The sequence below is a fragment of the Pseudarthrobacter equi genome (genome assembly GCF_900105535.1).
GTDB classification, from domain to species: domain Bacteria; phylum Actinomycetota; class Actinomycetes; order Actinomycetales; family Micrococcaceae; genus Arthrobacter; species Arthrobacter equi.
Genome location: NZ_LT629779.1, coordinates 354,447 through 380,601, shown reverse-complemented (window position 1 = coordinate 380,601; position 26,155 = coordinate 354,447). Strand labels below are relative to the sequence as shown.

Here is a 26,155-nt window from a genome sequence, read left to right as displayed (position 1 = left end):
CCCTGATGGGCGGGGCGTCACCCGGCCGGCGCCCCCGCGGCCGGCATTGTTTCCCCAATCAACTCCAGGAGCCGCAGCACCGCAGGATTTGCCGTTTCCTCGTTCCAGGCCAGCTCCAGGTCCACCCGGTTCAGTTCCTGCATGCCGTGGCGGCCGTCGATTTCGTGGAACTCCACCCCGGGCGGGGCGAAGGCCATGGCCGAGGCAGGAACCAGGGTCACTCCGAGCCCGGCCTGGACGAACGCCAGCAGCGCCGGTACCTGGCTGGCGTACTGGGTGATGTTGGCATGGGCGCCGGCACTGGCGAACAGGCGCAGCACCAGGTCGTGGAAATACCGGGCCTCCTTGGTGGAGTACATCAGCAGCGGGCGCCGGTCCAGGGATCCCAACGGCAGCGGCTGGCCGTCGGCGATTCCGGTGTTGCCCAGGATCGGGTTCCCCTCGGGCACCGCCACCACCAGCCTGTCCTGCATCAGCGGCCGGGACACCACCCCCGGCCGGGCCACGATGGGCCGCAGCAGGCCGATGTCCACATTGCCCTTCACCAAGCCGTCCATCTGGTCAGTGGACACGAGCTCCCGCAGCACAAAGGACACCCCGGGCATCCCTTCGGCCGCCTTCCGGAGCATCATGGGCAGCGCGCTCTGGCCGGCAATCGCCGTGTAGCCCACGGTGATGGTCCCCGCCTGCCCGGAGGAAACCCGGCGGACGTCCATGTCTGTCTTGATGCACATGTCCAGGATCTGACGGGCCCTGGGCAGCAGGGTTGCGCCCGCTGCGGTCAGTTCCACCTTCCGGCTGGTCCGGCTGAACAGCGTGGTGTTGAGCTTCTTTTCCAGCATCTGGATCTGCCGGCTGAGCGGCGGTTGGGTCATGTTGAGCCGTTCGGCAGCGGCGCCGAAATGCAGTTCCTCGGCCACGGCCACGAAGGCTTCTAACTGGGGCAGCGAAAACATCAATACCTTTACTGGATTGTCGAGTGCAGAAATTGGCTTGGACCTGTATCGATCGCTTCCCATATCGTCTGTGAACAGGACCACACAAAGCAACCCCACCAGGAGCCCTGCACCATGAAGAGCACAGCGCTGTGACCACTACCTTCAATCCCGCCCAGCACCTCAACCAGGTTCGCATCACCGGTGTGACCATCACGCCCGTCGCATTCAAGGACCCGCCACTCCTTAATACTGTCGGCGTCCATGAACCCTTCGCCCTGCGCGCCATCATCGAGGTCCTCACGGATTCGGGCGTATCGGGCTTCGGCGAGACCTATGGCGACGCCGGCCACCTGGCACGGCTGCAGCTGGCAGCCGCATCCCTGGCCGGCGTGGACGTCTTCAACATCAACACCCTCCGCAGCCGCATCGCGCAGGCCCTCAGCGTGGACACCATCGAGGGCGGCCACGGCATGAGCGGCATGGTCACCGGATCCAGCACGGCGGACCGCGTCCTGTCCGCCTTCGACGTCGCGGCACTGGATATCCAGGGGAAGCTCCTGGGCCGTCCCGTCAGCGACCTGCTGGGCGGCGCAGTCCGGGACTCCGTGCAGTTCAGCGGCTACCTGTTCTACAAATGGGCCGGGCATCCGGGCCAGGAGGAGGACCGGTGGGGTGCCGCACTGGACCCGGAAGGCATTGTCCGGCAAGCACGGGCGATGGTGGACTTCTACGGCTTCGGCGCCCTGAAGCTGAAGGCCGGCGTCTTCCCGCCCGAGGAAGAAATCGCCGCCATCCATGCCCTCCGCGCGGAGTTCCCGGACCTGCCGCTGCGCATCGACCCCAACGCCGCCTGGACCGTGGAGACCTCCATCCGGGTGGGGAAAGAACTGGACGGCGTCCTGGAATACCTTGAAGACCCCACGCCGGGGATCGGCGGCATGGCGGCGGTCCGCAGGGAAGTGGGCATGCCGCTGGCCACCAATATGTGCGTTGTCAGCTTCGCGGACGTGGCCCCCGCGGTCGCGGCCGGCGCCGTGGACGTCATTCTCTCCGACCACCATTTCTGGGGCGGCCTGCGCCGCAGCCAGTTCCTTGCCGGGATCACCGAAACCTTCGGGCTTGGCCTGTCGATGCACTCCAACTCACACCTCGGCATCAGCCTGGCCGCGATGGTCCACCTTGCTGCGGCCACCCCCAACCTCGATTACGCCTGCGATACGCACTGGCCATGGAAGGACCCGGAGGAGGACGTCATCGAGGGCGGTGTCCTCCGGTTCACGGACGGTGCCGTGGGGGTCCCCACGGCACCCGGCCTGGGCATTACGGTGGACCGGGACGCCCTGGAGCGCCTGCACCGGCAGTACCTGGACTGCGGGCTGCGGAGCCGTGACGATACCGGTTACATGCAGCGCCTGCACCCCTCCTACCAGCTGCAGAGCCCCCGCTGGTGAGCGCACCGGACAGTATCCAATCCTTGCGGATCGTGGTCACCGATCCCATCATCAGCCGCTTCGAAGAGGCGTTAAGGTCCGACGGCGGCGCGCACCACTGGGACATGGCTGCGGCATGGTCTCCGGAAAGGCGGGCCGCGGCACTTGCCGGTGCCGACGTCGTCGTCTGTTCCGCCCTTCCCCCTTCTGAAGCGGAAGCCGCGGGCAACGCCCGGCTGGTCCATGTGACCGGCGCCGGATACGACAAGATTTCCTTTCCGCACTTGGCTTCCGGGACGGCGGTGGCCAACACCTTCCACCATGCCCGGCCCATCGCGGAGCATGTCCTGATGGTCACCCTCATGTTGTCGCGGAACGTGGTCCGGGCAGACCGCGAGGTTCGGAACGGCCAGTGGCGGACCATCGCCACCACCCCGGACGTTCCGTTCCACCCTGTGCTCAGCGACCTGGTGCTCGGCGTGGTGGGGCTGGGGTCCATTGGCGCGGAGGTGGCGCGGGTTGCCGCTGCCATGGGGATGACGGTCCGGGCCGTGCGCCGCAACCCCACCGTGCCGCTGCCCGCCGGGGTGCAGCTGGACTGGGTGGGCGGGAATGCCGATCTTCCGGCTCTCCTGGCAGGGTCCGACGTCGTTGTGGTCACGGTTCCCCTGGCGGAGGACACCCGCGGCATGATCGGCGCTGCGGAGCTGGCCGCGATGAAGCCCTCCGCGATCCTGATCAACGTGGCGCGCGGCGCCGTGGTGGACCAGGCAGCGCTTTACGCCGCCCTCTCGGAGCGGCGGATCGCCGGGGCAGGCCTGGACGTGTGGTGGGGTACGCCTGCCGAAGGCGTGGTTCCGCCGGCGGAATGGCCGTTCGCGGAACTGGACAACACGGTCCTCACGCCGCACCACTCGGGCCATGCACGGGTAACGTTCGAGCGCCGGGCCCGGGACATCGCAGCCAACATCGCACGGCTGGCCAGCGGATTGCCGCTGCACAATGTTGTCAGGACGAGCCCAGTACCAGCTGGATGACCAGCAGCGCGCTCCCCACCGCGGACGCAGCAAAGGCGAGCTTCTTCAACCGTGGCGGGCTGAGGAACCGGTTGACGTAGCGGGACGCCGCATAACCGGCGATCACCGCCGGAACCATCCACAGAGCCAGGACCAGCATGTGCTGGGTGACGGTACCCGCCAGCCACAGCATGGCCATGGAAATGGCCGATCCCACCATGAAGAAGGCGCTCATGGTGCCGCGCAGCCGCGGCCCCTCATGGCCTTGCCAGATCAGCGCCATGGGCGGGCCGCCGATGGACGTGGCGGTGCCCATGATGCCCGACGCGGCTCCCGCCACCATCAGGTTGGTCCGCCGGGGCCGAGGTGCCCAGCCTCGGCCCGCCAGGACCAGGCCGGCGAGCACTACGGCCACCACCACCCAGGCCATCCCCTCCTTCGAGGAGACCGCCACCAGCCAGGCGCCCACCACGCTGCCCGGCACCCTGCCCGCCAGCGCCCAGCCCGTACCGCGCAGGTCCAGGCTTTGCCGCTCGGTCAACGTCACCATGACCGTGACCAGCAGGGCGAGCAGGATCAGGGTGGCGGGCAGCAGTTCGGGATCGATGATGGCAATTACCGGCGCCGCCAGCATGCCCATGCCGAAGCCACTGGAGGCCTGCAGGCAGGCTGCCAGGAAGATGGCTCCGGCGATGATGGCGTATTCGGCGCCGGTCACAAGGCGTTGGCGGTTGCCGCTGCGGCCGCGGCGCCGGTGAGGCCCTTGATGGTGTCGAGTGGGAAGTGGCATTCGGCCAGGTGCCGCCGGCCGTCCGGGGCTGTGAGGACCTGCGGCTCCGGGGCCACCTCGGCACAAATGTCCTGCGCCTTCCAGCACCGGGTCCGGAAGCGGCAGCCCGACGGCGGATCCAGCGGGGACGGCAGCTCGCCCTGAAGGACAATCCTGTCCCGCTTGGCGCCCGTGACGTCGAGCTTGGGCGAAGCGGACATGAGTGCCGCGGTGTAGGGGTGCCGGGGGTGGTCGAAGACCTCTTCCGTCTCCCCTGTCTCGATGATCCTGCCCAGGTACATGACGGCCACCCGGTCGGCGACGTGCCGGACCACGGTGAGGTCGTGGGAGATGAAGATATAGGAGACGCCCAGTTCCTTCTGCAGCTCGTTGAGCAGGTTGAGGACCTGTGCCTGGACGGACAGGTCCAGCGCGGACACCGGTTCGTCCAGGATGATCACGTCCGGCTTCAAGGCGAGTGCCCGGGCGATGCCGATGCGCTGGCGCTGGCCGCCGGAGAACTCCTGCGGCGACTTCCGGGCGTCGGAGGCCCGCAGCCCCACCATCTGCAGCAGTTCCTTCACCCGTTCATCCCGCTCCCGGGACGTGGGGTAGAGGCTCCGGTGGGTGGCCCAGGGTTCGGCGATGATGTCGCCCGCGCTCATCCGGGCGTTGAGCGATGCGAAAGGGTCCTGGAAGACCATCTGGACCCGCCGGCGCCAGGCCAGCAGTTCCTTGCCCTTGAGGCCGAATGGGTTGGTCCCCTCGAAGCTGACGGTCCCTTCATCAGGAGTTTCCAGCATCATCAGCGTGCGCGCCAGGGTGGATTTGCCGCAGCCGGACTCACCCACCAGGCCCAGGGTCTCCCCGCGGCCCACGCTGAGGCTGATGCCGTCCAGGGCCTTGAGCCGGGTGTTCCCGCTGGCACTTTTGGCCACGTGGAAGGTCTTGGTCAGGCCCTCAATGCTCAGAAGCGGTTCAGGCATTGGTGATCTCCTCGCTGAAGTGGCACGCGGCCGTGCGCACGGGACGGACTGTTGCGCCGCCGTCGTTGGTTCCTGCGGACGTTGCCCGCGCCAGGTCCGCAGGAGCGGTGGCACCGCTTTGCGTACGACGGCGGCCTGCCGAGCGCAGTGCCGGGCGCTCGGCGCGGCAGATGTCCTGCACCATGGGGCAGCGGGACTGGTAGACGCAGCCGGACGGGATGTCGTGGAGCTCCGGGGGGCTGCCCGGGATGGATTTGAGCTGGTCGCCGCGTTCCAGGTGCACGGGCACGGATTCCAGCAGGCCCTTGGTGTAGGGGTGGCGGGGATCAGCGAAGACCTCGGCCACCGGCCCGCTCTCCACCACGTTCCCGGCGTACATCACGGCCACGGAATCCGCTTCCTCGGCCACCACCGCAAGGTCGTGGGTGATGAGGATGACGGCCATCTGGCCCTCTTCGCGGAGCTTGCGCAGCAACTGCATGATCTGCGCCTGGACCGTGACGTCCAGGGCGGTGGTGGGCTCATCGGCGATCAGCAGCCGCGGATTCAGCGCCACTGCCATGGCGATGAGAATGCGCTGGCGCATGCCGCCGGAGAACTGGTGCGGGTAGGAATTGACCCTCGATTCGGGTTCCGGGATGCCCACACGCTTCATCAGGTCGATGGCTTCTGCACGGGCCTGCTTGGCGTTCAGGCCCCGGTGGATCCGGAACGCCTCCCCCAGCTGGGTGCCCACCGTATATACGGGGTTAAGTGCGGTCAACGCGTCCTGGAAGACGATGCCCAGCTCCGGCCCGGCAAACTTCAGCCGTTCCTTCGGGGTCAGCGCGGCCAGGTCCGTCCCGTTCAGGACAATCTGCCCGTCGGCAAGGTCGCAGACCGGGTCCATGATGCCCGCCAGTGCCTTGGCCGTCATGGACTTTCCGCAGCCGGATTCACCCAGCAGGGCAAGGGTCTCCCCGGCCCGGGCTTCGAAGCCCACGCTGTTGACGGCCCGGACGGTGCCACGGTGGGTCCTGATGTCCACGGCGAGGTCGCTGACCTGCAGGACAACGTCATGCGCCTGGGCGCCGGCCGGGCCGGCAGGGCCCCGGGGGTTCTGGAGCGTAGATGGGTCGGCAGCTGTTTTCACGGCTGTGCCTCCTTTACGGGAATACGGGCAATCAGCCGCTTGCGGGGAAGGGCCAGGCGCCAGCGCTGGGCAGGATCGGTGGCGATCCTGAGCCAGGCTGCCAGCACGTTGGCGGCGATGGTGGTGACCACGATGGCGACGCCCGGGAAGATGGACAGCCACCACGCGGTCTGCAGGTACTGCCGGCCCTGGGAGACCATCAGGCCCCAGCTGACGTCCGGCGGCTGGATACCGATGCCCAGGAAGCTCAGCGAGGATTCGGCCAGCATGACGTAGCAGAATTCCAGCGTGGCCAGGGTCAGCAGGGTGGGCAGCACCACCGGGATGACGTGCCGGAAGATGATGGCGTTGGGCTTGGCTCCGAACGTCCGGGCAGCGTCCACGAAGGTGCGGCTTTGCAGTTCAGCCGATTCGGCGCGGGCGGTGCGGAGATAGATCGGAATGCGGGTCAGCGCCAGGATCAGGACGATGTTGGCAGCCGAGGGGCTGAAGACGTAGAGGACCACGACGGCGAGCAGCAGGGAGGGGAAGCTCATGATCACATCGGCGACGCGCATGGAGACGTTTTCCCGCCAGCCGCGGTGGTACCCGGCCCAGACGCCCCACAGCGAGCCTATGAGCAGCGCCACGGCGACGGCGGGAAGCGCCACGGACAGGGTGGTCCTGCTGGCCACCACCAGGCGCGCCAGCATGCTGCGGCCCAGGGAATCGCTGCCCAGGAAGTACTCCCAGCCGTGCGCCATGGTGAAGGGTGCCTTGTTGGCGAACAGCAGGTTCTGCTTGGTGGCGAGGTCGCCCATGAGCGCGGGCCCCACCAAAGCGGTCAGGCCAACCAGCAGCAGCACAAAGGCGGCGACGGTGGCGAAACGGTCCTTGAGGAGGAGGCGGAACAGGCCCGGCTGGCCGTCCCGGGCGTCCGGTGCGTTCCTGGTGGGCGGCTGGCCGGCCGGTTGCCGCTCTTCCTGCCCCTCTTGGGCGGTGCCGTCAGTCAATGAACTCGTCATGGTTCCTCCTAGGCCTTGACCGTCACGGGACGGACGCGCGCATCCAGCAGCGCGTACCCCATGTCGATAAGGATGTTCAGGGCAAAGATCGCGACGGCGGTCAGCAGCACCGCCGCCTGCAGGACGGCGAAGTCGCGCTGGAGGATCGAATCGATCATCAGCTTGCCGATGCCCGGCCAGCCGAAGATCGTCTCCACCACCACAGCGCCGTTGACGAGGCCCACAGTGAGGTCACCGGCCACAGTCAGGGCCGGCGCTGCGGCGTTCCGCAGGGCGTGGTGGGTGACCACCCGCAGCTCGCCGGCGCCGCGGCTGCGGGCCAGTTTGATGTACGGCTCGGAAAGCGCGGACACCATGGAGCCGCGGACAATCTGCACCAGCACACCAAACGGCCGCAGGAGCAGCGTGGCGATGGGCAGCACCCAGGCGCTGGCCCCCGACACCCCCGAGGTGGGGACCCAGCCCAGGGTGATCGCGAAGATCCAGATGCCCACGATGGCCAGCCAGAAGTCCGGGATCGATGCCGCGGCCATGGAGATAAAGCTTGAGATCCTGTCCGCAACTCCGTTCGGCTTCAGGGCAGCCCAGCAGCCCACGATGACCGCCAGCACCACGGCCAGCACCATGGTGGTGGCCGCGAGCTGGAGGGTGGCCGGGAAGGCACGCAGCGCCATGGCGGCCGCGTCCTGCCCGGTCCGCAGGGACTGCCCGAAGTCGAGCCGCAGCACCCCGCCGAAGTAGTCGGCCATCTGCACCAGGAGCGGCTGGTCCAGGCCGTTGCGCGCCGTGAAGTCGTCCCGCATCTGCTGGGTGGCGTTCAGCGGCAGGTACAGGCTGGCCGGGTTGCCGGTCATCCTGGCCAGCGCGAAGACGCCAACCACTACCACCACCAGCGGCAGGGCGCTGGAAATGATGCGCTTTCTCAAGTAGGTCAGCATGGCCGTCCTTTCTGTGGGAGAGGAGGTTAGCTGGCCGGGGTCATCTCGGAGATGCGCAGCTCGTCACCGCTGGACGAGTTGGGCGTGTAGGAGACGGACTTGGCCTTGCCCAGGATGCCGGTCTGGTGCGAGATGTGCGCGAACTGGACCACCTTGTCGTTCTGGTAGGCGAAGACCTCCTCGAAGGCCTTCTGCCGGGCATCGCCGGAGGCAGCGTCCGCCTTCCGGATCATGGCGTCGAATTCCGGGGTTCCGAAGTAGCTCTGGGCTCCGGTGGAGAGCATGTACTGGTCCACCGTGAAGGCGGCGTCACCGGCCTGGTTGCCGTGCTGGGTCATCAGGGCAACGGCGCCTTCATCCTCGGCAAACGGGCGGACCTGGTAGGTCAGGTGCTGGCTGGTTTCGAGCATCTTCAGCTTCACGTTCAGGCCTGCCTGGCTGAGCTGTTCCTGCAGTACCTGGGCCAGTTCGGTGATTTTGGGGAACTGGGCGCTGCGGACCACCAGGGAAATCTGCTTGGAGGTGTCAACGCCCTCGGCTTTGGCTTCTGCCACCAGAGACTTTGCCTTCTCGAGGTCGAACGGCCAGCCCTTCAGCCCGGAGTTGTGGCCCACGATGCCTTCGGGGACCAGCTGCGCAGCCACCTGGTGCTTGCCTTGGTAGAGCGAGTTGACGATCCCTTCCTTGTCGATGGCGTAGTTGACCGCCTGGCGGATCCGGATGTCATTGAGCGGTGCTTCGTTAGCGTCCATGCGCAGCGCCACTGTTTCGTTGTTGGGGTAGTCAACGCCGAGGTCGCCGATGTTGTCATCCGGGCTCAGTCCCATGGCAATGTCCGCTTCACCGCTGGTGATCATGGCGGCACGCACAGAGCTTTCGGAGCGCCACTGGTACTCCGCCTTGGAGTAGGCAGGCTTGTCGCCCCAGTAACCGTCCCAGCTGCTGAGCGAGATCTTCTGGCCGGCGTCCCACGACTCGATCTTGTAAGGGCCGGTGCCGATGGGTTCGCGGACCTTCTCGGTGGTGCTGGTGGACATCGGCACCACTTCGAGGAAGGAGAGCCGCAGCGGCAGGATGGGGTCCGGCTCCGGCGTTGTCACGGTCAGGGTGGTGGCATCGACGGCCTTGACGTCAAGGTCGGCGTCTCCGAAGACATAGCCCTCAACGTTGCAGCCAAGTTTGGAGTTCACCGCCCGGTCGATGGTGAAGGCTGCCGCCTCGGCGTTGAAGGGTGTTCCGTCCTGGAAGTTGACTCCCTCCCGGAGCTTCAGGGTCCATTCCCTGTCGCTGGTGGCCTTCCACTCGGTGGCGAGCTTGGGTTCGAGTTCACCGCTTTGCGGATTGCGTTCGATCAGGGGCTCGGTCACGTTCGAGCGAACCACAACGCCGGTGGAAGTCAGGTTGGACTCACAGGCCTCGAGTGTGGGCGGTTCCTGGCCCAGCACTACGCGCACAGTGTCCGCCGCGCTGCCTCCGGCGCTGTCCGAATTGGCCACGCTGCAGGCGCTGAGGCCAAACACTGCGACGGCCGCGAGGGCCGGCCACCTCAGCGCGGTGGCCTGGAAGGGAAGCTTTGAAGAAGACGTCATTGGGATCCTCCGGTTGGAAAACTTGGTGCGCAGTGCCCCGGCACCGTCAGACGCATCGGCGAAAGGATGCTTGGCGGGGCCGCGCTCGACTCAAGCTAATTGAGCTGATGGGGGCCCACAAGGGATTTGGCTCAGGCCCCCGGTGCCGTTGCGTGGCCGATTGGTGCTTTTGGCAGTTGTGATCCGTACCACTGACACGCGGGATCCGCGCCATTCCGCCGGACCCGGCCCATCAATACAGTTCGGGCATGGATCCATGCCATTTACATGTTGGACCTGTATGGGTCCGAAACCTAGTGTGCTGGATATGAAGAACATCGCTGTCCTCCAGGTAGGGCCCCTCATGCCAGTCGTCCAGGAAACGATCACCGGCGACTACGGCGCAGTCCGGCTGCCCGACGCTCCGGCTGAACGGGCGGATTTCCTCCGCCAGCACGGCGGCACCTTCGACGTCGCGGTGACCTCCGGAAAGATTGGGGTGGGGACGGACCTGATGCGCGCCCTGCCCAACCTGCGCGCAGTCATCAATTTCGGCGTCGGCTATGACACCACGGACGTGGCACAGGCGTTCGAGCGCGGCATCATCGTCAGCAACACCCCGGATGTCCTGAATGACTGCGTTGCTGACACCGCCATTGCCCTGTACGTGGATGTCCTGCGCGGAATCAGTGCCGCGGACCGGTTCGTCCGGCGCGGTGACTGGCTCAACAAGGGCAACTTCCCGCTGGCCACCAAAGCCAGCGGCCGCAAAGTGGGCATCCTTGGCCTGGGCCGGATCGGCAAAGTGATCGCCCGGCGCCTGGAAGGCTTCGACTGCGAGATCAGTTATCACAGCCGGAACCCGGTAGCCGGCGTCGATTACCGGTACGCGGCCTCACCGCGTGAACTCGCCGCAGGGTGCGAGGTACTCATCGTGGCCGCGGCCGGCGGCCCGGGATCGACAGGCCTGGTGGACGCGGGCGTCATTGAAGCGCTGGGACCCCGCGGCTACCTCATTAACATTGCCCGCGGATCGGTAGTGGACCAGGACGCCCTGGTGGACGCACTGCTGTCCGGCAGGCTGGGCGGAGCGGGCCTGGACGTCTTCGTTGACGAGCCCAAAGTCCCCCAGGACCTGCTGGACCTGGACAACGTGGTCCTCCTGCCGCACCTGGGAAGCGGCACTAACGAAACCCGGGCAGCGATGGCGGACCTGACCCTGGCCAACCTGCGCTCCTATGCCGAGACCGGTTCCGCGGTATCCCCGGTGCACCCGTAGCGGCGCCATGCGTCCGCCTCCCCCCCGTTGCCCTATCAGATCGGACCCTTAAAACCCGGGTTTGGCAACCAAATCTGATAGGGCAACAGGTGGGCACGGCTTAAAACAAGAAGAGCCCCGATCCTCAGATCGGGGCTCTTCTCAATTGCGTGCGCGAGGGGGGATTTGAACCCCCACGCCCTTTCGGACACTGGCACCTGAAGCCAGCGCGTCTGCCGTTCCGCCACTCGCGCGCAACTTCTTCCACGCCACTGCGGACGGTTTCCCGATTCGCAGTCTTGTAAAAGCAGCGAGATCAAGCATAACGGACACATGCCGCAAAACACCAATTGACCGCTGGGGGCCCTCCGGACCCGGCCGCAGAACGCCAATCATCGGAGCCCGGCCACCCGCCCTCAGGGCCTTTCCGCCACGGACCTGAGGCACCGGGGGCCGAACTTTTGAAGGCGGCGGGCCGTTGTGGATTAAGGTCATTCGCAGGCCGTCCCAGTAGTATCGGATGTAGGAGTGGCTGCCGTGCGCAGCCATACCAGCGAGTGTCTACTGAACGCCGGGTGAAGTTCCGGACTGCGAACTGCCCCTCAGCCGGAGGGAAAGGAGGAGAACCATGGGTCTGCTGGACAAAGTGGAACGCGGCATCGAAAAGGCCGTACGTGGCGTCTTCTCCACCGGCTCAAAGGCGCAGGTCGAACCCGTAGAAATCGCCAGCAGGCTGCGCCGGGAAGTGGACCACAAGGCCCTCACCGTCGCGGCCGGACGCACCCTCGCCCCGAATGTCTTCGATGTCCAACTCAGCGACGACGACTTTAAGCGGGCCCAGGAATGGGGAACCCCGCTGGCCGAGGAACTCTGTGACGTCGTCATCAACCACGTCCGCAGCCAGGGCTACACGCTGCAGGGGTCTGTCCGCATTTCCTTCCGGCGTGATTCCGAGCTCCGGGCCGGGGACTTCGAGATCGCTTCCTCCACCGAAAAGTCCAAGGGCAACGGCAGCGCCCAGCCGTCGCGCCCCGCAGTGCCAGCCGCTCCCAGCCGCCAGCCCGTCAGGCTGCAGCCGGTCCTGGACATCGACGGCCAGCGCTACTCACTGAACGCCCCCTCCATCGTGCTGGGCCGATCCTCCGAGGCCGATATCCACGTGGAGGACACCGGAGTTTCCCGCCGGCACCTGGAGATCCGCACTTCCAACGGTGCCACCAGCGCCGTGGACCTGGGCTCCACGAACGGAAGCTACGTCAACGGGCAGCGGGTTTCGGGCAGCATTGAACTTACTGACGGCTCCACCATCACGATGGGACGGACAAAGATCATCTTCCGCCTGCTTCCTGCCAACCCTGGTGGCCACGCATGAGCGACCTGACCATCACCGCGCTGCGGTTCGGCTTCCTGCTGCTCCTGTGGGTGCTCATCTTCAGCATTGTCTCCGCCATGCGCCGGGACCTGATGGTGGGCCGCAAGGCCGCCTCCGGAGCCCCCACCGCCCGTGAGGTCCGCAAGAACCCGGATCTCGCCGAAGCTCCGCCGCAGCCGGTGAAGCAGCAGGCCAGGCAACTCGTGGTGGTGGAGGGCCCCCTGAAGGGAACCACGCTTCCGCTGGCCGCCAGCCCGGTCCTGCTGGGCCGCGCCCAGGAAGCCACCCTTGTACTCGAGGACGACTACGCCTCAGGCCGCCATGCGCGGCTGTTTCCGCAGGGCAGCCGCTGGTTCATCGAAGACCTTGGATCCACCAACGGCACGTACCTTGCGGACCAGCAACTTACCCGTGCCCTGCCCGTTGAGCCAGGCGTACCTGTGAGAATCGGCAAGACGGTCATCGAATTGAGGCCGTAGCTGTGGCCGTTCCCGAAAACCCCGCAACCGGGCCCCAGCCCGCGCCGCGGCCCCTCATCATGCGCTACGCGGCCCGGTCCGACGTCGGCCGGATCCGCTCCAAGAACGACGACTCCGCCTATGCGGGCCGGCACCTGGCCGTCGTAGCGGACGGCATGGGCGGTCATGCCGGCGGCGACGTCGCCTCTGCTGCCACAGTCCTGGACATGATCCACCTGGACCGCGCGGACTATGAGGGCGACGCCGGCACCATCCTCGCCGACGAGATCCAGACAGCAAATTCCCTGCTGTCCGAGCTGGTCCATATCAATCCCAAACTCGCCGGGATGGGCACCACCGTGACAGCGCTGCTGCTCGCTGAAGGCCAGCTGCACTTCGCCCACATCGGCGATTCACGCGCCTACCGCCTCCGGGACGGCGAATTCGAACAGGTCAGCGTGGACCACACGTTCGTCCAGCGGCTGATCGATGAAGGCCGGCTCAAGCCTGAAGAAGCGGAAACGCATCCGCACAAGAACGTGCTCATGCGCGTGCTCGGTGACGTGGATGCCAGCCCCGAGCTGGACCTGGACACGTTGGAGGCCCGGCCGGGTGACCGCTGGCTCCTCTGCTCCGATGGGCTTAACTACGTTGCCGGCCACGCCGTGGAGCGGACCGTCAAGGAAACCCCAAACCTCCGCGAATGCGTGGAAACCCTGGTGGACCTAACCCTGGAGGCCGGCTCCCCGGACAACGTCACGGTCATCATGCTCGAGATCGCGGAAGAAACGCCCGACGACGTCAGCACGGCCGCCGTCGACGTCATTCCCGCGGCCCGGGCAACCGAGTCCGCTGACGCGCCGGCCGCGTCAGCCGCACCGGCTGCGGCAACCGCGGAAGCCTCCGATGCAGACGCAAAGGATGCCCGGGACCCGGGAGCCAAGTCCCAGCCGGCTGATGCCAAGACGGTTGGCGGCAGCGAACCCGACACCGGACCCTCGGAAGACAAGACACCGGACCCGGGATCCACCGACCCCCACCTCGGGGAGCACCTGTCCGCTGAAGTCCTGCGCGAAGAACTGTCCTCGCGCCCCCATGAACTGGTGGGCGCCGCCGCAACCGCCGCCGAGTCCGGTTCCATCCCCACCATCGCCGGACGTACCGTGGCCCGCAGGGCCGCCACAGTTCTGACGCATAAGGCTGAACCAGCCGCTAATGACGACGATGAAACGCTGGTGCCGCTGAAGCCGCGCCGCTGGATTACCTGGTCCGTGGCGGCAGCTGTTGTGGTTGTCCTGGGTATTGGACTGTGGCTTGGCTATGCCTGGACCCAGACCCGCTACTACGTGGGCGAGTCCGATTCCCGGGTTGCCATCTTCAACGGGGTTTCCCAGCGGCTTGGCCCCATCCAGCTCTCCAGCCTGGAAACCGTGACGGATATCCGGATGGATTCGCTCCCCCAATTTTCCCAGCAGCGGGTCCGCCAGACCGTCCCCGCCAGCGACCTCTACGACGCACAGCGGATCGTGAAGAACCTCGAACTTACCGGCACCACTTCACCCGAAGAGGAGTGCCCTGCACCTACGGCATCGCCGTCGCCAACCCCTGTTCCCACCACGCCCGCTCCGTCAGCTACGGCGTCAGCGGCCCCACCGTCCGCAGCCCCGGCATCCGGCAGCCCCACTCCATCGCCGAGCCCCACCGTCAACTGCGAGGGAGCCAAGTGAGCCAGCTCAGCACCACCCTGAAGCCGCGCCGCAATGTTGAACTTGCGTTGCTGGTCCTCGCCCTTGCCGTGGGCATCGGCGCCAACATGATGGTTGGTGTGGACAAGGAAAAGGCCTTCGACTCCGATTTCTGGTTCCAATCGAGCCTGCTCGCGGTAGCGGCCCTGGCATTCCACGGCGTGCTGCGCTTCCGCGCAAAGTATGCCGATCCGGTTATGCTTCCCCTGGTGGTTGCGCTGAACGGACTCGGCCTGGCCATGATCCACCGCCTGGATCCGCCGGGCGCGGACACCGGCAACAACCAGCTCCGCTGGACGCTGATCGCCATGGCAGTGGCCATCGCCGTCATCTGGTTCCTGAAGGACCACCGCATCCTTCGCCGTTTCACGTTCATTTCGCTGGCCGCCAGCGCCCTGCTGCTGGTCCTGCCGCTCGTTCCCGGCATCAGTGCCGGGGAAATCCTGGGCGCCCGGGTGTGGATCCGGCTCGGCCCCATGACGTTCCAGCCGGGCGAGGTCGCCAAGATCACCCTGGCCATATTCTTCGCGGGGTATCTTTCCTCGAACCGGGACCTGATCCTGCTGGCCGGCCGCAAGATCGGCCCCCTGCAGTTCCCCCGATTCAAGGACATGGGACCGATGATCGCCGCGTGGCTGGTCAGCATCGGCGTGCTCATCTTCCAGCGGGACCTCGGTTCCTCGGTCCTGTTCTTCGGCTTGTTCATCGTCATGATCTACGTGGCCACCAGCCGGATCAGCTGGGTAGTCATCGGCCTGGCCCTGATCTTAGGCGGCGGCTTCGTTGCCTCCCGGGTGTTCTCCCACGTGGAGCAGCGCATCAACGGCTGGATCAACGCCTTCACTCCCGAGGTCTACGAGAACGGCAGCCGGCAGGTAATCCAGGGCCTCTTCGGCATGGCCAACGGCGGCCTTGTGGGTACCGGACTGGGCCAGGGCCGGCCGGACCTCGTTCCCTTCGCCAACAGCGACATGATCATCGCGTCCCTCGGCGAGGAACTGGGACTGATCGGTATCTTCGCCATCGTCCTCATGTACCTGCTGCTGGTGACCCGCGGTTTCCGGGCGGCGCTTGGCACCCGGGACGCGTTCGGCAAGCTCCTTGCCTGCGGCCTCTCGTTTGCCGTGGCCCTCCAGTGCTTCGTGGTGATCGGCGGCGTTACCCGCCTGATTCCACTGACCGGCCTCACCACGCCGTTCCTGGCGGCCGGCGGATCCTCCCTCCTGGCCAACTGGATCATCGTGGGGCTGCTGCTGCTGATTTCGCACACAGCCCGCGGCCCGGTGGACACCACTCCGCTGCCGCCGTCCAAGGGCGCAGACACTACAGGCATTGATACTCCAACCGAGGCGGTGAAGCAGGCATGAACCAGGCCATACGACACTCATGGATAGCGGCGGTCGCCATGTTCGCCCTGCTCTTCGGCGCGCTCAGCTTCGTGCAGGTGGTGGGCGCCGATGAACTGAAGGCCAACCCCCTGAACCAGCGAGCCATCCTGCAGAACTACTGCAGCGACCGCGGCGCCATCATCGTGGGCGGAACCCCGGTAGCCGAGTCCGTGGAAACGGGCTCCGAAACCTGCAAGTTCCAGCGCACCTACCCGCAGCCGGAACTGTATGCCGGCATGACGGGTTACTTCTCGCAGAACTACGGCGCCACCGGACTGGAGCGGGCCATGGGTGAAGTCCTCACCGGTGACTCCGACCAGCTCTTCCTGGACCGGGTAGGCCAGCTCTTCCTCGGAAACCAGCCCAAGGGCGCTTCCGTTGAACTGACCATCGATCCCCAGCTCCAGCAGCTCGCCTACAGCCTGATTCCTGATGGCCAGCGCGGATCCATCGTGGTCACTAACCCCAAAACGGGTGCCATCCTGGCCATGGCATCGAAGCCGTCCTACGATCCCAACAAGGTGGCCGTCCAGGATCCCGAGGCGGAAAGCGCCAACATCAATGAGTTCCTGAAGGTGCCCGGCATCAACTTGAACCAGAATGTCAGCGGCCCCACGGGTGAGCTGTTGGCCCCGGGCTCGGTGTACAAACTGGTCGACACGGCGGCGGCCCTTGCCTCCGGGAAGTACAACGCGGACAGTGTCCTGCCCAACCCGGCCGAAATGCCCTTCGACGGTATCTCCTACCGGCTTCCCAACTATGCCGGCGGCAACTGCTACACCAGGGACACCGCGAGTTTCGCGTTTGCCCTGCAGCAGTCCTGCAACACCCCCTTCGCGAGCATCGCCTTGGATCTGGGGCGTGACGCCATCGCTTCCCAGGCACAGAAGTTCGGCTTCGGTGAGGACCTGGGAGACCAGCTCAAGATCGGCTACGCCCGCGGCGACGGCTTCCCGAATGAACTGGACGCACCGGGCCTCGCCCAGTCGGCAATCGGCCAGAAGGATGTCCGCGCCACCCCGCTGCAGATCAACATGATGACGTCCGCGATAGCCAACGACGGCGTGCAGATGCGGCCAAGCCTCATCAAGACCCTCCGCTCCCCGGACCTGCGGGTCATCGACGAGCCGCAGCCCGAGCAGCTCCGGACCTCCACTACGCCGGAGATCGCCAACCAGATCACCGATTGGATGGTCAGTGCGGTCAGCGAAGGAATTGCGAACCGCGCAGGCGTCCCGGGCGTCCAGGTGGCGGGAAAGACCGGAACCGCGGAGTTGGGCAACGGCACCAACAACTCCTGGTTCACCGGCTTCGCCCCCGCAAACAACCCGCAGGTGAGCGTCACCATCGCCATGGAGGGCGTGGACATCACCACCGGAGCACAGCTGACCAGTCCTAATGCGAAGAAAATTTTTGAGGCGGTGTTGAATAAGTGAGGCCTACAACCGGAATCACCCTCGGCGGCAGATTCCAGCTGACCACGCGGATCGCGATCGGCGGCATGGGCGAAGTCTGGAAAGCAAAGGACCTCGTCCTCGGCCGCATCGTCGCGATCAAGGTGCTGAAAGAGGAATACACCGGAGACCCCGGCTTCCTGCAGCGGTTCCGCGCCGAGGCCCGCCACACCGCACTCCTGAACCACGTGGGGATCGCCAACGTCTTTGACTACGGCGAGGAGGAAGGCTCCGCCTACCTGGTCATGGAGCTGGTGCCCGGCCAGCCCCTCAGCAGCATCATCGAGCATGAACATGTGCTGTCGCCGGACCGCACCCTGTCCATCATGGCCCAGACCGCGCGGGCGCTCTCTGTTGCGCACGCCCAGGGCCTGGTGCACCGCGACATCAAGCCCGGCAACCTCCTCATCACGCCGGACGGACGCGTGAAGGTCACGGACTTCGGCATCGCCCGCCTGGCCGACCAGGTGCCGCTCACCCAGACCGGCCAGGTCATGGGCACCGCCCAGTACCTGGCGCCGGAACAGGCCACCGGACAAACCGCCACGGGTTCTTCGGACATTTACTCCCTCGGCGTCATCGGGTACGAGTGCTTGACCGGCCACCGTCCGTTCTCCGGCGAATCCCAGATCGCGATCGCCCTGGCACAGGTCAATGACGCACCGCCGCCTCTGCCGGAGACGCTGCCCACACCAGTCCGCGCGCTCCTGATGTCCATGCTGGCCAAGGACCCCAAAAACCGGCCGGCAAACGCCATCAAGCTCGCCGAGGCGGCTGAAGCCATCCGCAACGGGGACGTCGGCGCAGCCCGCGCCGCAGTACCCGGCATGCTGCTCTTCGACGCACCCGACACCGGCCCCATCACCGCACCCGTGGATACGGCCACCGCACCCACCGGCGTGATCGGTGCGCAGCGGGATTCCTCACCCACTGCCACCTCCGCGCTCCCGGTGGTGGGGGCCGCCGCAGCCGGAGCCGCTGCTGGTGCCGCCGCAGCGAATGCCGCTGATGGCGACGCCGCGGACGGCAACGCACCCCAGGGACCGCTGGCCCGCGCCAACGCGCTGGCCGCCGAGCGTAACTGGGACCAGGAAGAGACCGCGTACGACGACGAGCCGGTCGATGAGCCGCAGCGCAAGGGCCGCAGCCCGTGGACGTGGCCCTTGATCGCCTTGATCCTGCTCGTCCTGTTCGCCCTGGTGGGCTTCCTGCTCAACAACATGGGCGTGTTCTCGCCGTCCAACAGCCCCACGTCGGTTGCCACCTCAAGCAGCCCGAAGACCACCAGTGCCACACCCACCAGGACATCGCAGGCACCCAGTCCGACGCCAACGCGTGATACGCCCACCCCGACGCCGACGCCCACCCAGGAAACCGTGAACGTGATCCCGGACGCGTACCTGGGCAAGGACTACCGCCAGGTCCAGTCCGAGCTTTCCAACCTTGGCCTGGCTGTGACGGTGGAGCCGCAGCAAACCAGCGAGGCCTCACCGGGACAGGTCGTAGGCCTCAACCCCACGGGACCGCTGCCGGTGGGATCGTCAATCACCGTGACCTATGCCGTGGCGCCGCCTGCCCCCACCTCCCAGGCACCCACGTCGGAGGCGCCCACCGCGACGGCCCCCACCACCGCACAGTCAGCTCCCTCCCCGCAGTTGCCCCTGCCCACCTGTTCCACCGGCCAGGAGCCGGGCACCCCGCCCACCTGCGCACGGTAAACGGACCTGAACGTGAACGAGTCATCGCGCGCACCGCTCCACCGGGAGGACAATGTCCCGGTGGACAACAAGCGTGTCCTGAGCGGCCGCTATGAGCTCGGCGGCCTCATTGGACGCGGTGGCATGGCGGACGTATACAGCGGCACGGACACCAGACTGGGGCGGACGGTTGCCATCAAGATCCTGCGGCCCGATATGGCCCGGGATCCACAGTTCCAGGCCCGCTTCAAGCGTGAGGCGCAGTCCGTCGCCGCCCTGAACCATTCGTCCATCGTGGCCATCTACGACACCGGTGAACAGCAGGTCCACGACGGTTCAGAGGAATCCATCCGGCTGCCGTACATCGTGATGGAGTTCGTGGACGGCAAGACGCTGCGGGACCTGATCCGGGCCAAGGACGTCAGCATCGGGCAGGCAATCGACTACACGCTGGGTGTTCTCGGTGCCCTCGAATACAGCCACCGGGCCGGCATCGTGCACCGGGACATCAAGCCTGCCAACGTCATGTACTGCAAGGCAACAAATTCCATCAAGGTGATGGATTTCGGGATCGCCCGCGCCATGGCAGACTCCTCGGCCACCATGACCCAGACGCAGGCCGTGGTGGGCACAGCCCAGTACCTTTCGCCGGAACAGGCCCGGGGCGAAACTGTTGACGCCCGCAGCGACCTGTACTCGGCTGCCTGCCTGCTCTACGAAATGCTGACCTCGAGGCCGCCGTTCATTGGTGACAGCCCCGTTTCCGTGGCCTACCAGCACGTCCGCGAAATCCCGGCGCCGCCCAGCAGCATTAACCACGAGGTCTCAGCGGCGCTCGACACCGTCATGGCCAAGGCGCTGCAAAAGAACCGTGACGACCGGTTCCAGGATGCAGCAGCCTTCCAGCGCGCGCTCCGGGCAGCCCGGTCCGGCGTTGCCGTGCCCGCCGTGCCGGCCTCCGAAGCCCCCACGGACCCCAACGACCATGTGCCTACACCGGACAGCCCACCAACCGAGGCCTTCGCTGCCGCCGCGGGCGCCGGTTTCCTGGACGACGCCCCCACCGGCCGCCTCGCCGTCACGGGCTCGGACGACGGCGGCACCCGGGTACCGCTGAGCGTTGCGGACGAGCCCGGCGAACCTGAGCCCCTGCCGCTTGGCCTCTCCCCGGAACGCGAGCCTTCCCCGCGGCAGAAGTCCCGGCGTCGGGCGTGGATTGCAACCCTGGTGATCTTCACCGTGCTCATCCTTGCCGGCGGCGGCCTGTGGGTTTACAGCGTGGTGAACCGGCCTGCGCCACCACCGCCGAAGGTGGACATCCCGGTGGTGGCCTCCATGACAGAGTCGGCAGCCCTGCAGGAGCTGTACAACGCCAACCTGAAGCCGAAGATTACGCGTTCACAGAACGACGCCGTACCCAAGGGCATCGCGATCGGCACCGACCCGGTGTCCGGCCAGAAGCTCGATCCCGGCGCAGAGGTGATCCTGAACATTTCCGAGGGTCCCAGCGCCGTGAAGATCCCGGAGACCATCCCGGGCTCCACGGAGGCCGCGGCTCGTGACGTCCTGCGCCAGGTGGGGTTGGTGGGTGCGCCGTCAACCACCACGGCCAACAGTGCAACCGTGCCCGCCGGCATCGTCATCACCACCAGTCCCGCACCGGGGCAGAGCGTAGGGGTGGGTACCACCGTTGAACTGGTGGTTTCCACCGGCAAGGTGGCGGTTCCCGAGCTCCGGGGCCGCACCCGCGAGGAGGCGGAAGCAGCGCTCAAGGACCTCGGTCTGGTGCCGAACGTCGTCGAAGCGGAAAACGGCCAGGTTGAGGCGGGCCGGGTGACGGACCAGAGCGACGCCGTCAATGCCGCAGTGGAGCAGGGAAAGACCATCACCATAGTGGTGGCCAAGGCACCGCCGCCGCCTCCCACCGCCACTCCGTCTCCCATACCCACACCCACCTCAACCAAGGGCGGCAGGGACCGGGGCTAGCCGGAACCCCGGCGGGATGATCCGGACCATCGGTTCATCCCGTGGAGCGGGCGGCTCAGTGCTGGATCAGCGGGCTCAGCTTGGCTGCCCGCGCGGCCGCGCCGGCCATTCCCAGCGATTCGAGCCAGTTGCCCAGCATCTGGTAGCCGCCTTCGGTCAGGACCGATTCGGGGTGGAACTGCACACCGCACAGCGGGGCCGTGCGGTGCTGCAGCCCCATGACCACGCCGGACGCCGTCTGTGCCGTGACTTCCAGGACGTCCGGGATGGACTCACGGACGGCAGCCAGGGAGTGGTAGCGCGTGGCGGTGATGGGGGAGGGGAGGCCGGCAAACACGCTGGTTCCGATGTGTTCCACCTGCGAGGTCTTGCCGTGCATTAGCTCGGGGGCGTGAGTCACAGTCCCACCGAAGGCCTCTGCCAGCGCTTGGTGGCCCAGGCACACGCCGAACATGGGGACGCTGTTTTCACCGCACCACTTGATCAGTTCAATGCAGATGCCCGCCTCGGCAGGGTTGCCGGGGCCCGGTGACACCAGGACGCCGTCGCGGGTGCCGGCAAGTTCGATCGCTTCGGCGAGGGTGACGTCGTCGTTGCGGACCACCGTGGTCTCGGCGCCGAGCTCCTGGAGGTAGCCCACCAGGGTGTAGACGAAGCTGTCGTAGTTATCCACCACGAGGATCTTGGTTGTGGTCATGGCTGGCTTGCTGCACCAATCGTTGAGTCAGTGAATTGGGTGTACTCGGACATCCAGGGAAACAGGAACTGGACCATCAATACCAGTGCGGCCGCCAACAGCACCACTGATGTGACGATCCGCAGCCAGAGCGGCCCCGGGAGGTTGCGGAAAATCCAGCCGTACATGCTCAGCCCTTCCCGATCGCTGCGGCCACCTGCGCGGCAATTTCGGCGGGCGGTCCGGCCGAGCCGGGGCGCCAACTGTCCATCAGGGCGTAGGCGATGATGCGTTCCTCCGCACCGAACCGCGGGTTGCAGCTGGTCATGGTGAGGAACCTTTCCGTGGGGGCCACGCCCTGAAGGGTGGGCACCGGGGCCAGGACGTCGGTGCGCGAGGGCATTACGATCTGGTTGTTCCGGAAAATGTAGGTGTAGTAGCCGTCCTTGGTCTGGACGTAGATCTTGTCTCCCGGCACCAGGGTGTGGATGTTGTCCAGCACCGCCCCGTGGGTCTGCCGGTGGCCGGCAACGGCGAAGTTTCCTAAGGCCCCTGGCATGGCAGTCGAGTCGTAGTGGCCCAGGCCAAGGGTGTCCAGGACATCCTGGCTGGTTCCCTGCACGATGGGCCGGGTGTAGTTGGGGCCGAACCTGGGGATGTACATGATGCCAATGGTTCCGGCGTGGCCGGGGGCAGCACCCACCACGGGTTCACCGAAATCCTCGCCTTCAGCGGGCGGGGCCGTGGGCGCCGGAGCCGGCGCAGCGCCGAGGTCCTGGGCGAATTCCTTGATGACTTCGCTTTGCTTGGCGTCGGATTCAACGTTGGTCCACCACAGCTGCCATGCCACGAACAGTAAGAGGATCACGCCGGCGGTGATGAGCAGCTCGCCGGCCACCTGTACAACACCGCGAAGGATAACGACGCCGGCAGTGGGCGGGGCGGCGGGCCTCGCCTTCTCCTGCAATACCACGCGCTCTCCTCGGGGGCGGTTCCGCTGGGCACCGGCGGCCCAGGAACTCCGGCTAGAATTGGCTGCTAGTAAGAATTGACCAAGATCGAGCAGACCGCTGGCAATTTCCTTCTTGCAGGATATCAAGCCCGGGACGCCGCGCTTGACAGCCGCCAAGGAGAACCAGTGCCCGAGTCAAAGCCCCGTAAGAAGACCGCCAGCACCGCAGAGAAGGCCGCGCCGGCGGCCTACAAGCCGAATCCGGTGTGGTTCAAGCCGGTCATGTTCGGGCTGATGATCATCGGCCTGTTCTGGATCATTACGTTCTACATCAGCGAGGGCCGTTTTCCGGTCCAGCCGTGGGGCTCCTGGAACATCGTGGCCGGCTTCGGCATCGCGATCGTTGGCTTCATGATGACCACCCGCTGGCGCTCCTGAACCATGCGGGCCACGTACCGCCGCAATTGTTCCTGACAAGGGCCGGGCATGTCACCAAGTGCTGACCTGATAGTGGGCGACGACGGCCTCGCCCGTCCTGCGTGGGCCTCCACGGATCCGTTGATGCGGACGTACTACGACCAGGAATGGGGACTGCCCGTCCGGGATGAGCACGGGCTGTACGAGCGGATCTGCCTGGAGGGCTTCCAGGCAGGCCTCACCTGGGCCACGATCCTCCGGAAGCGGCCGGCGTTCCGCACCGCTTTCGCCGACTTCAACCCCGATGCCGTGGCACTGTACACGGACGGCGATGTGGACCGCCTCCTGCAGGACACCGGCATTGTCCGGAACCGGCTGAAGATTGTTGCCACCATCAAGAATGCCCGCGCCACCATCGCGCTGCGCGAAGAGGGTGGCCTGGTGGATTTCGTCTGGGGATTCCAGCCTCCCACCACACCGCAACCTATGGTGCACACGGATATCCCCACACAGTCGGCGGAGTCCGTGGCTCTGTCCAAGGCCCTTCGCCGGAAGGGGTTCGCCTTCGTGGGCCCCACCACCATGTTCGCCCTCATGGAGGCCATCGGCATGTTGGACACTCATCTTGTGGACAGCCACCGCCGGGGCTCCTCAGGGGTGTGGCCGCAGCCTTCCTGAGTTTGATCCAAAACCCCCGTCGCCGGAGATCGGCAGCGGGGGTTTTGTTGTCTCCGGCGCTTTTGCCTGTGGGGAAAGTTATCCACAGTGTTGATAACCGTTGGTCCACCCTTCCCTGAGCCCTCACCCCCGGCGGAAGCCGGGCTTTCACGGAAACCCGCGCCATGGATGCAGTTATTAACACTGTGGAATACCCTGTGGATAAACTGCCACCCCCGGAGTTACCGGCCGGTACCCACAGGACCACCGGGCTCTATCCCCAGTTCCACGCACGGGAACCGAAGTCCTGCAACCGCTTTCGCGTGAGTCCAGCAGGACCGGCGGCTTTTCCACTTACCAACACTGCAATACCCACAACTTATCCACAGCTGTGGATTCCGAAGCTTCAGGAGCCCATGAATCGCCCCGAACTGCGCCATTCCGGGGGATTTTTATCCGAGACTTACAGGTTTGTGACTTATTAACAGTGTGCAAAAGCTGTGGAGGAACGGCGTTCAGCCGGTTCTATATGGCTTGATGCGGCCCATTCTGCTGGAGTTATCCACATTGATGACCTGGGTTCGCGGTTTTTTCCACTTAAACACAACCGTATCCCCAGCAGTTATCCACAGATGTGGACAAAATCCGCCTCTGTACTGCCCCGGCCGTGTGAGCAGGCGGCTGCAGAGCTTCGCCGGCCTGAACTACACGCTTGTAAGTTACTAACATTGTGGATAAGGGCTGTGGATAAAGAAAACCCCCAGCCTCCACAAGGAGGCTGGGGGTTTTAGGACGTGGGGCCCGGGCGGGCTACATCAAATGGAGACGCGCACCCATACTGCTGCTGCGAGGAGCGCCAGGACCGCGAGCAGGCCAGCGGCCTGGATGAGGCCCCGCCGTGTACCCCGGGGTGTGTACGCGATCACGGCGGCGCACAGGGCGCCTGTGACCAGCCCGCCGAGGTGGGCCTGCCAGGCGATTTGCGGGACCAGGAAGCCGATGGCGCCGTTGATGGCAATCAGGATCCACAGCTGCCGCGTATCCCCGCCACGCTGGCGCTGCACCAGGAGCATGGCGCCAAAGAGGCCGAAGATGGCACCGGAGGCGCCTACCACCCCGTACAGGGGCTGGCCGGGAACGTAGAGGGGAGTGAGGAGCAGATACCCCACTGAACCGCCCAGGGCGGACAGCAGGTACACCGCAAGGAAACGGACGCGGCCCAGGAGGGGCTCCAGTGCCTGCCCGAAGATCCACAGCATGTACATGTTCAATGCAATGTGCAGGATGAATCCCTGGGAATGCAGGAATGCTGCCGTGAGCATCCGCCACGGCTCAAACTCGCCGTACCGCGGTTCGGCGTAGATGTTGGCAAAACCCAGGCTTTGGTAAACGGCGTCGTTGGGGATGATCCACTGCAGGACGTACAGCACCGCACAGGCGGCGATGATCCTGAACGTCACCATGGGCTTGCCCGTGGCAACGGTGCCGCCGTAGACGGACCGGACTTCCGGCGTCGTACGCCTTGTTTCGTTGACGCAGTCAACGCATTGGAATCCGACGGCGGCCGCCCGCTGGCAGTCGGGGCATGCGGGACGCCCGCACCGCTGGCAGCGCACGTAGGAGGGCCTGTCAGGGTGCCGGGGGCATACCGGGACCTGGGCGGACGGCTCGGCCGACGGAATTCCGTAACTCATGGTGCGGGATTACAGCTGTTCGATATCGATGCTGTTGATGGTGACATCCTCCACCGGGCGGTCGCCCATGCCGGTGCGGACGCCCTCGATGGCGTCGACGACCTTCTTGGATTCGTCGTCGGCCACTTCACCGAAGATGCTGTGCTTGCCCTGCAGCCAGTCGGTGGGGATGGTGGTGATGAAGAACTGGGAACCGTTGGTGCCCTTGCCCATCTGGATGCCGGCGTTCGCCATGGCCAGCTTGTACGGTGCGTTGAAGCTCAGTTCGGGGTGGATCTCGTCATCAAAGCGGTAGCCGGGGCCACCGGTGCCGCGGCCCAGCGGGTCGCCGGCCTGGATCATGAAGTCCTTGATGATGCGGTGGAAGATGGTTCCGTTGTAGAGCGGGGTGCCGGTCTTGGCCTCGCCCGTTTCCGGGTGGGTCCAGTCCTGCTCGCCCGTGGCGAGTCCAACGAAGTTCTTGACGGTCTTGGGCGCGTGGTTGCCGAAGAGGTTTACCACGATGTCGCCGAGGCTGGTGTGGATGGTTGCTTTTGCGGTTGCGATGGCAGTCATAAGGCCCATTCTTCCATGGCGGACTATGACGTTGGCGGCCCCTGTACCAGTTCCGCGCTGGGTGA

Annotated in this window: 24 protein-coding genes and 1 tRNA gene; 12 read left to right on the top strand and 13 right to left on the bottom strand. The window is 65.9% G+C overall.

What is annotated here, in order from left to right; all coding sequences use genetic code 11:
* Positions 1-17 precede the first annotated feature (17 nt).
* Complete coding sequence (locus BLT71_RS01630; protein ID WP_091716988.1) at positions 18-956, bottom strand: LysR family transcriptional regulator; 939 nt, start codon at positions 954-956, stop codon at positions 18-20.
* 131 nt (positions 957-1,087) lie between these two features.
* Between BLT71_RS01630 and BLT71_RS01625 the strand changes: the two genes are divergently transcribed.
* Both BLT71_RS01625 and BLT71_RS01620 read left to right on the top strand, forming a co-directional pair.
* Positions 1,088-2,389, top strand: coding sequence for a glucarate dehydratase family protein (locus BLT71_RS01625; RefSeq protein ID WP_091716986.1), 1,302 nt, complete (start codon positions 1,088-1,090; stop codon positions 2,387-2,389).
* On the top strand, positions 2,386-3,405 hold the full coding sequence (locus BLT71_RS01620; protein ID WP_091716984.1) for a 2-hydroxyacid dehydrogenase: 1,020 nt from the start codon (positions 2,386-2,388) through the stop codon (positions 3,403-3,405). The genes BLT71_RS01625 and BLT71_RS01620 overlap by 4 nt, the downstream gene beginning before the upstream one ends.
* On the opposite strand, the gene BLT71_RS01615 is transcribed toward BLT71_RS01620, so the two are convergent.
* The 6 genes from BLT71_RS01615 to BLT71_RS01590 are packed head-to-tail and all read right to left on the bottom strand — an operon-like array spanning position 3,377 to position 9,802.
* Positions 3,377-4,102: a sulfite exporter TauE/SafE family protein gene (locus BLT71_RS01615; protein WP_091716983.1), complete on the bottom strand. Its 726-nt coding sequence runs from the start codon at positions 4,100-4,102 to the stop codon at positions 3,377-3,379. The two genes, BLT71_RS01620 and BLT71_RS01615, sit on opposite strands and share 29 nt — an antisense overlap.
* Positions 4,099-5,139 carry an ABC transporter ATP-binding protein gene (locus BLT71_RS01610; RefSeq protein ID WP_091716981.1) on the bottom strand — a complete coding sequence of 347 codons (1,041 nt, stop codon included), beginning with the start codon at positions 5,137-5,139 and terminating at the stop codon, positions 4,099-4,101. The genes BLT71_RS01615 and BLT71_RS01610 overlap by 4 nt, the downstream gene beginning before the upstream one ends.
* The gene (locus BLT71_RS01605) at positions 5,132-6,271 is read right to left on the bottom strand and encodes an ABC transporter ATP-binding protein (protein ID WP_197676725.1); all 1,140 of its coding nucleotides are present in this window, start codon (positions 6,269-6,271) and stop codon (positions 5,132-5,134) included. The genes BLT71_RS01610 and BLT71_RS01605 overlap by 8 nt, the downstream gene beginning before the upstream one ends.
* A complete protein-coding gene (locus BLT71_RS01600; protein WP_091716979.1) occupies positions 6,268-7,275 on the bottom strand; it encodes an ABC transporter permease in 1,008 nt (335 codons plus the stop codon). Before BLT71_RS01600 ends, BLT71_RS01605 begins: the two co-directional genes overlap by 4 nt.
* An 8-nt stretch (positions 7,276-7,283) precedes the next feature.
* Positions 7,284-8,213: an ABC transporter permease gene (locus BLT71_RS01595; protein WP_056080190.1), complete on the bottom strand. Its 930-nt coding sequence runs from the start codon at positions 8,211-8,213 to the stop codon at positions 7,284-7,286.
* A gap of 26 nt (positions 8,214-8,239) precedes the next feature.
* On the bottom strand, positions 8,240-9,802 hold the full coding sequence (locus BLT71_RS01590) for an ABC transporter substrate-binding protein (RefSeq protein WP_091716977.1): 1,563 nt from the start codon (positions 9,800-9,802) through the stop codon (positions 8,240-8,242).
* Positions 9,803-10,109: 307 nt separating this feature from the next.
* On the opposite strand from BLT71_RS01590, the gene BLT71_RS01585 reads away from it, so the two are divergent.
* Complete coding sequence (locus tag BLT71_RS01585) at positions 10,110-11,060, top strand: 2-hydroxyacid dehydrogenase (protein ID WP_091723736.1); 951 nt, start codon at positions 10,110-10,112, stop codon at positions 11,058-11,060.
* Between the two features lie 150 nt (positions 11,061-11,210).
* On the opposite strand, the gene BLT71_RS01580 is transcribed toward BLT71_RS01585, so the two are convergent.
* Positions 11,211-11,293: transfer RNA gene (locus tag BLT71_RS01580), tRNA-Leu, on the bottom strand.
* 374 nt (positions 11,294-11,667) lie between these two features.
* Here BLT71_RS01580 and BLT71_RS01575 point away from each other — a divergent pair.
* Genes BLT71_RS01575 through pknB form a run of 7 tightly spaced genes read left to right on the top strand, consistent with a single transcriptional unit; the run spans position 11,668 to position 21,139 of the window.
* Complete coding sequence (locus BLT71_RS01575; protein ID WP_091716975.1) at positions 11,668-12,411, top strand: FhaA domain-containing protein; 744 nt, start codon at positions 11,668-11,670, stop codon at positions 12,409-12,411.
* Positions 12,408-12,890: an FHA domain-containing protein FhaB/FipA gene (locus BLT71_RS01570; protein WP_045731270.1), complete on the top strand. Its 483-nt coding sequence runs from the start codon at positions 12,408-12,410 to the stop codon at positions 12,888-12,890. Before BLT71_RS01575 ends, BLT71_RS01570 begins: the two co-directional genes overlap by 4 nt.
* 2 nt (positions 12,891-12,892) lie before the next feature.
* Positions 12,893-14,596 (top strand): PP2C family protein-serine/threonine phosphatase, encoded by a 1,704-nt coding sequence (locus BLT71_RS01565; protein WP_091716973.1) that lies wholly within the window; start codon positions 12,893-12,895, stop codon positions 14,594-14,596.
* On the top strand, positions 14,593-15,981 hold the full coding sequence (locus BLT71_RS01560) for an FtsW/RodA/SpoVE family cell cycle protein (RefSeq protein ID WP_091716972.1): 1,389 nt from the start codon (positions 14,593-14,595) through the stop codon (positions 15,979-15,981). Before BLT71_RS01565 ends, BLT71_RS01560 begins: the two co-directional genes overlap by 4 nt.
* Positions 15,978-17,438, top strand: a complete 1,461-nt coding sequence (locus BLT71_RS01555; protein WP_091716970.1) for a peptidoglycan D,D-transpeptidase FtsI family protein — start codon at positions 15,978-15,980, stop codon at positions 17,436-17,438. The genes BLT71_RS01560 and BLT71_RS01555 overlap by 4 nt, the downstream gene beginning before the upstream one ends.
* Positions 17,435-19,174 carry a protein kinase domain-containing protein gene (locus BLT71_RS01550; RefSeq protein ID WP_091716968.1) on the top strand — a complete coding sequence of 580 codons (1,740 nt, stop codon included), beginning with the start codon at positions 17,435-17,437 and terminating at the stop codon, positions 19,172-19,174. The genes BLT71_RS01555 and BLT71_RS01550 overlap by 4 nt, the downstream gene beginning before the upstream one ends.
* A 12-nt stretch (positions 19,175-19,186) precedes the next feature.
* The gene (gene pknB / locus BLT71_RS01545) at positions 19,187-21,139 is read left to right on the top strand and encodes a Stk1 family PASTA domain-containing Ser/Thr kinase (protein WP_091716966.1); all 1,953 of its coding nucleotides are present in this window, start codon (positions 19,187-19,189) and stop codon (positions 21,137-21,139) included.
* 55 nt (positions 21,140-21,194) lie between these two features.
* Here the strand turns inward: pknB and BLT71_RS01540 are convergent, their stop codons facing one another.
* The 3 genes from BLT71_RS01540 to BLT71_RS01535 are packed head-to-tail and all read right to left on the bottom strand — an operon-like array spanning position 21,195 to position 22,788.
* The gene (locus BLT71_RS01540) at positions 21,195-21,836 is read right to left on the bottom strand and encodes an aminodeoxychorismate/anthranilate synthase component II (protein ID WP_012630758.1); all 642 of its coding nucleotides are present in this window, start codon (positions 21,834-21,836) and stop codon (positions 21,195-21,197) included.
* Positions 21,833-22,003, bottom strand: a complete 171-nt coding sequence (locus BLT71_RS20515) for a hypothetical protein (RefSeq protein ID WP_172829890.1) — start codon at positions 22,001-22,003, stop codon at positions 21,833-21,835. The genes BLT71_RS01540 and BLT71_RS20515 overlap by 4 nt, the downstream gene beginning before the upstream one ends.
* 2 nt (positions 22,004-22,005) lie before the next feature.
* On the bottom strand, positions 22,006-22,788 hold the full coding sequence (locus BLT71_RS01535; protein WP_091716964.1) for a class E sortase: 783 nt from the start codon (positions 22,786-22,788) through the stop codon (positions 22,006-22,008).
* Positions 22,789-22,953: 165 nt separating this feature from the next.
* Here BLT71_RS01535 and BLT71_RS01530 point away from each other — a divergent pair, with 165 nt between their 5' ends.
* Entirely contained in the window at positions 22,954-23,205 is a 252-nt protein-coding gene (locus tag BLT71_RS01530; protein ID WP_091716962.1) for a cell division protein CrgA, read from the top strand.
* A 48-nt stretch (positions 23,206-23,253) separates the two neighbouring features.
* Positions 23,254-23,862 (top strand): DNA-3-methyladenine glycosylase I, encoded by a 609-nt coding sequence (locus BLT71_RS01525; protein WP_091716960.1) that lies wholly within the window; start codon positions 23,254-23,256, stop codon positions 23,860-23,862.
* 794 nt (positions 23,863-24,656) lie between these two features.
* On the opposite strand, the gene BLT71_RS01520 is transcribed toward BLT71_RS01525, so the two are convergent.
* A complete protein-coding gene (locus BLT71_RS01520) occupies positions 24,657-25,535 on the bottom strand; it encodes a rhomboid family intramembrane serine protease (protein ID WP_091716958.1) in 879 nt (292 codons plus the stop codon).
* 9 nt (positions 25,536-25,544) lie between these two features.
* Positions 25,545-26,090: a peptidylprolyl isomerase gene (locus BLT71_RS01515; RefSeq protein WP_091716956.1), complete on the bottom strand. Its 546-nt coding sequence runs from the start codon at positions 26,088-26,090 to the stop codon at positions 25,545-25,547.
* Positions 26,091-26,155 lie beyond the last annotated feature (65 nt).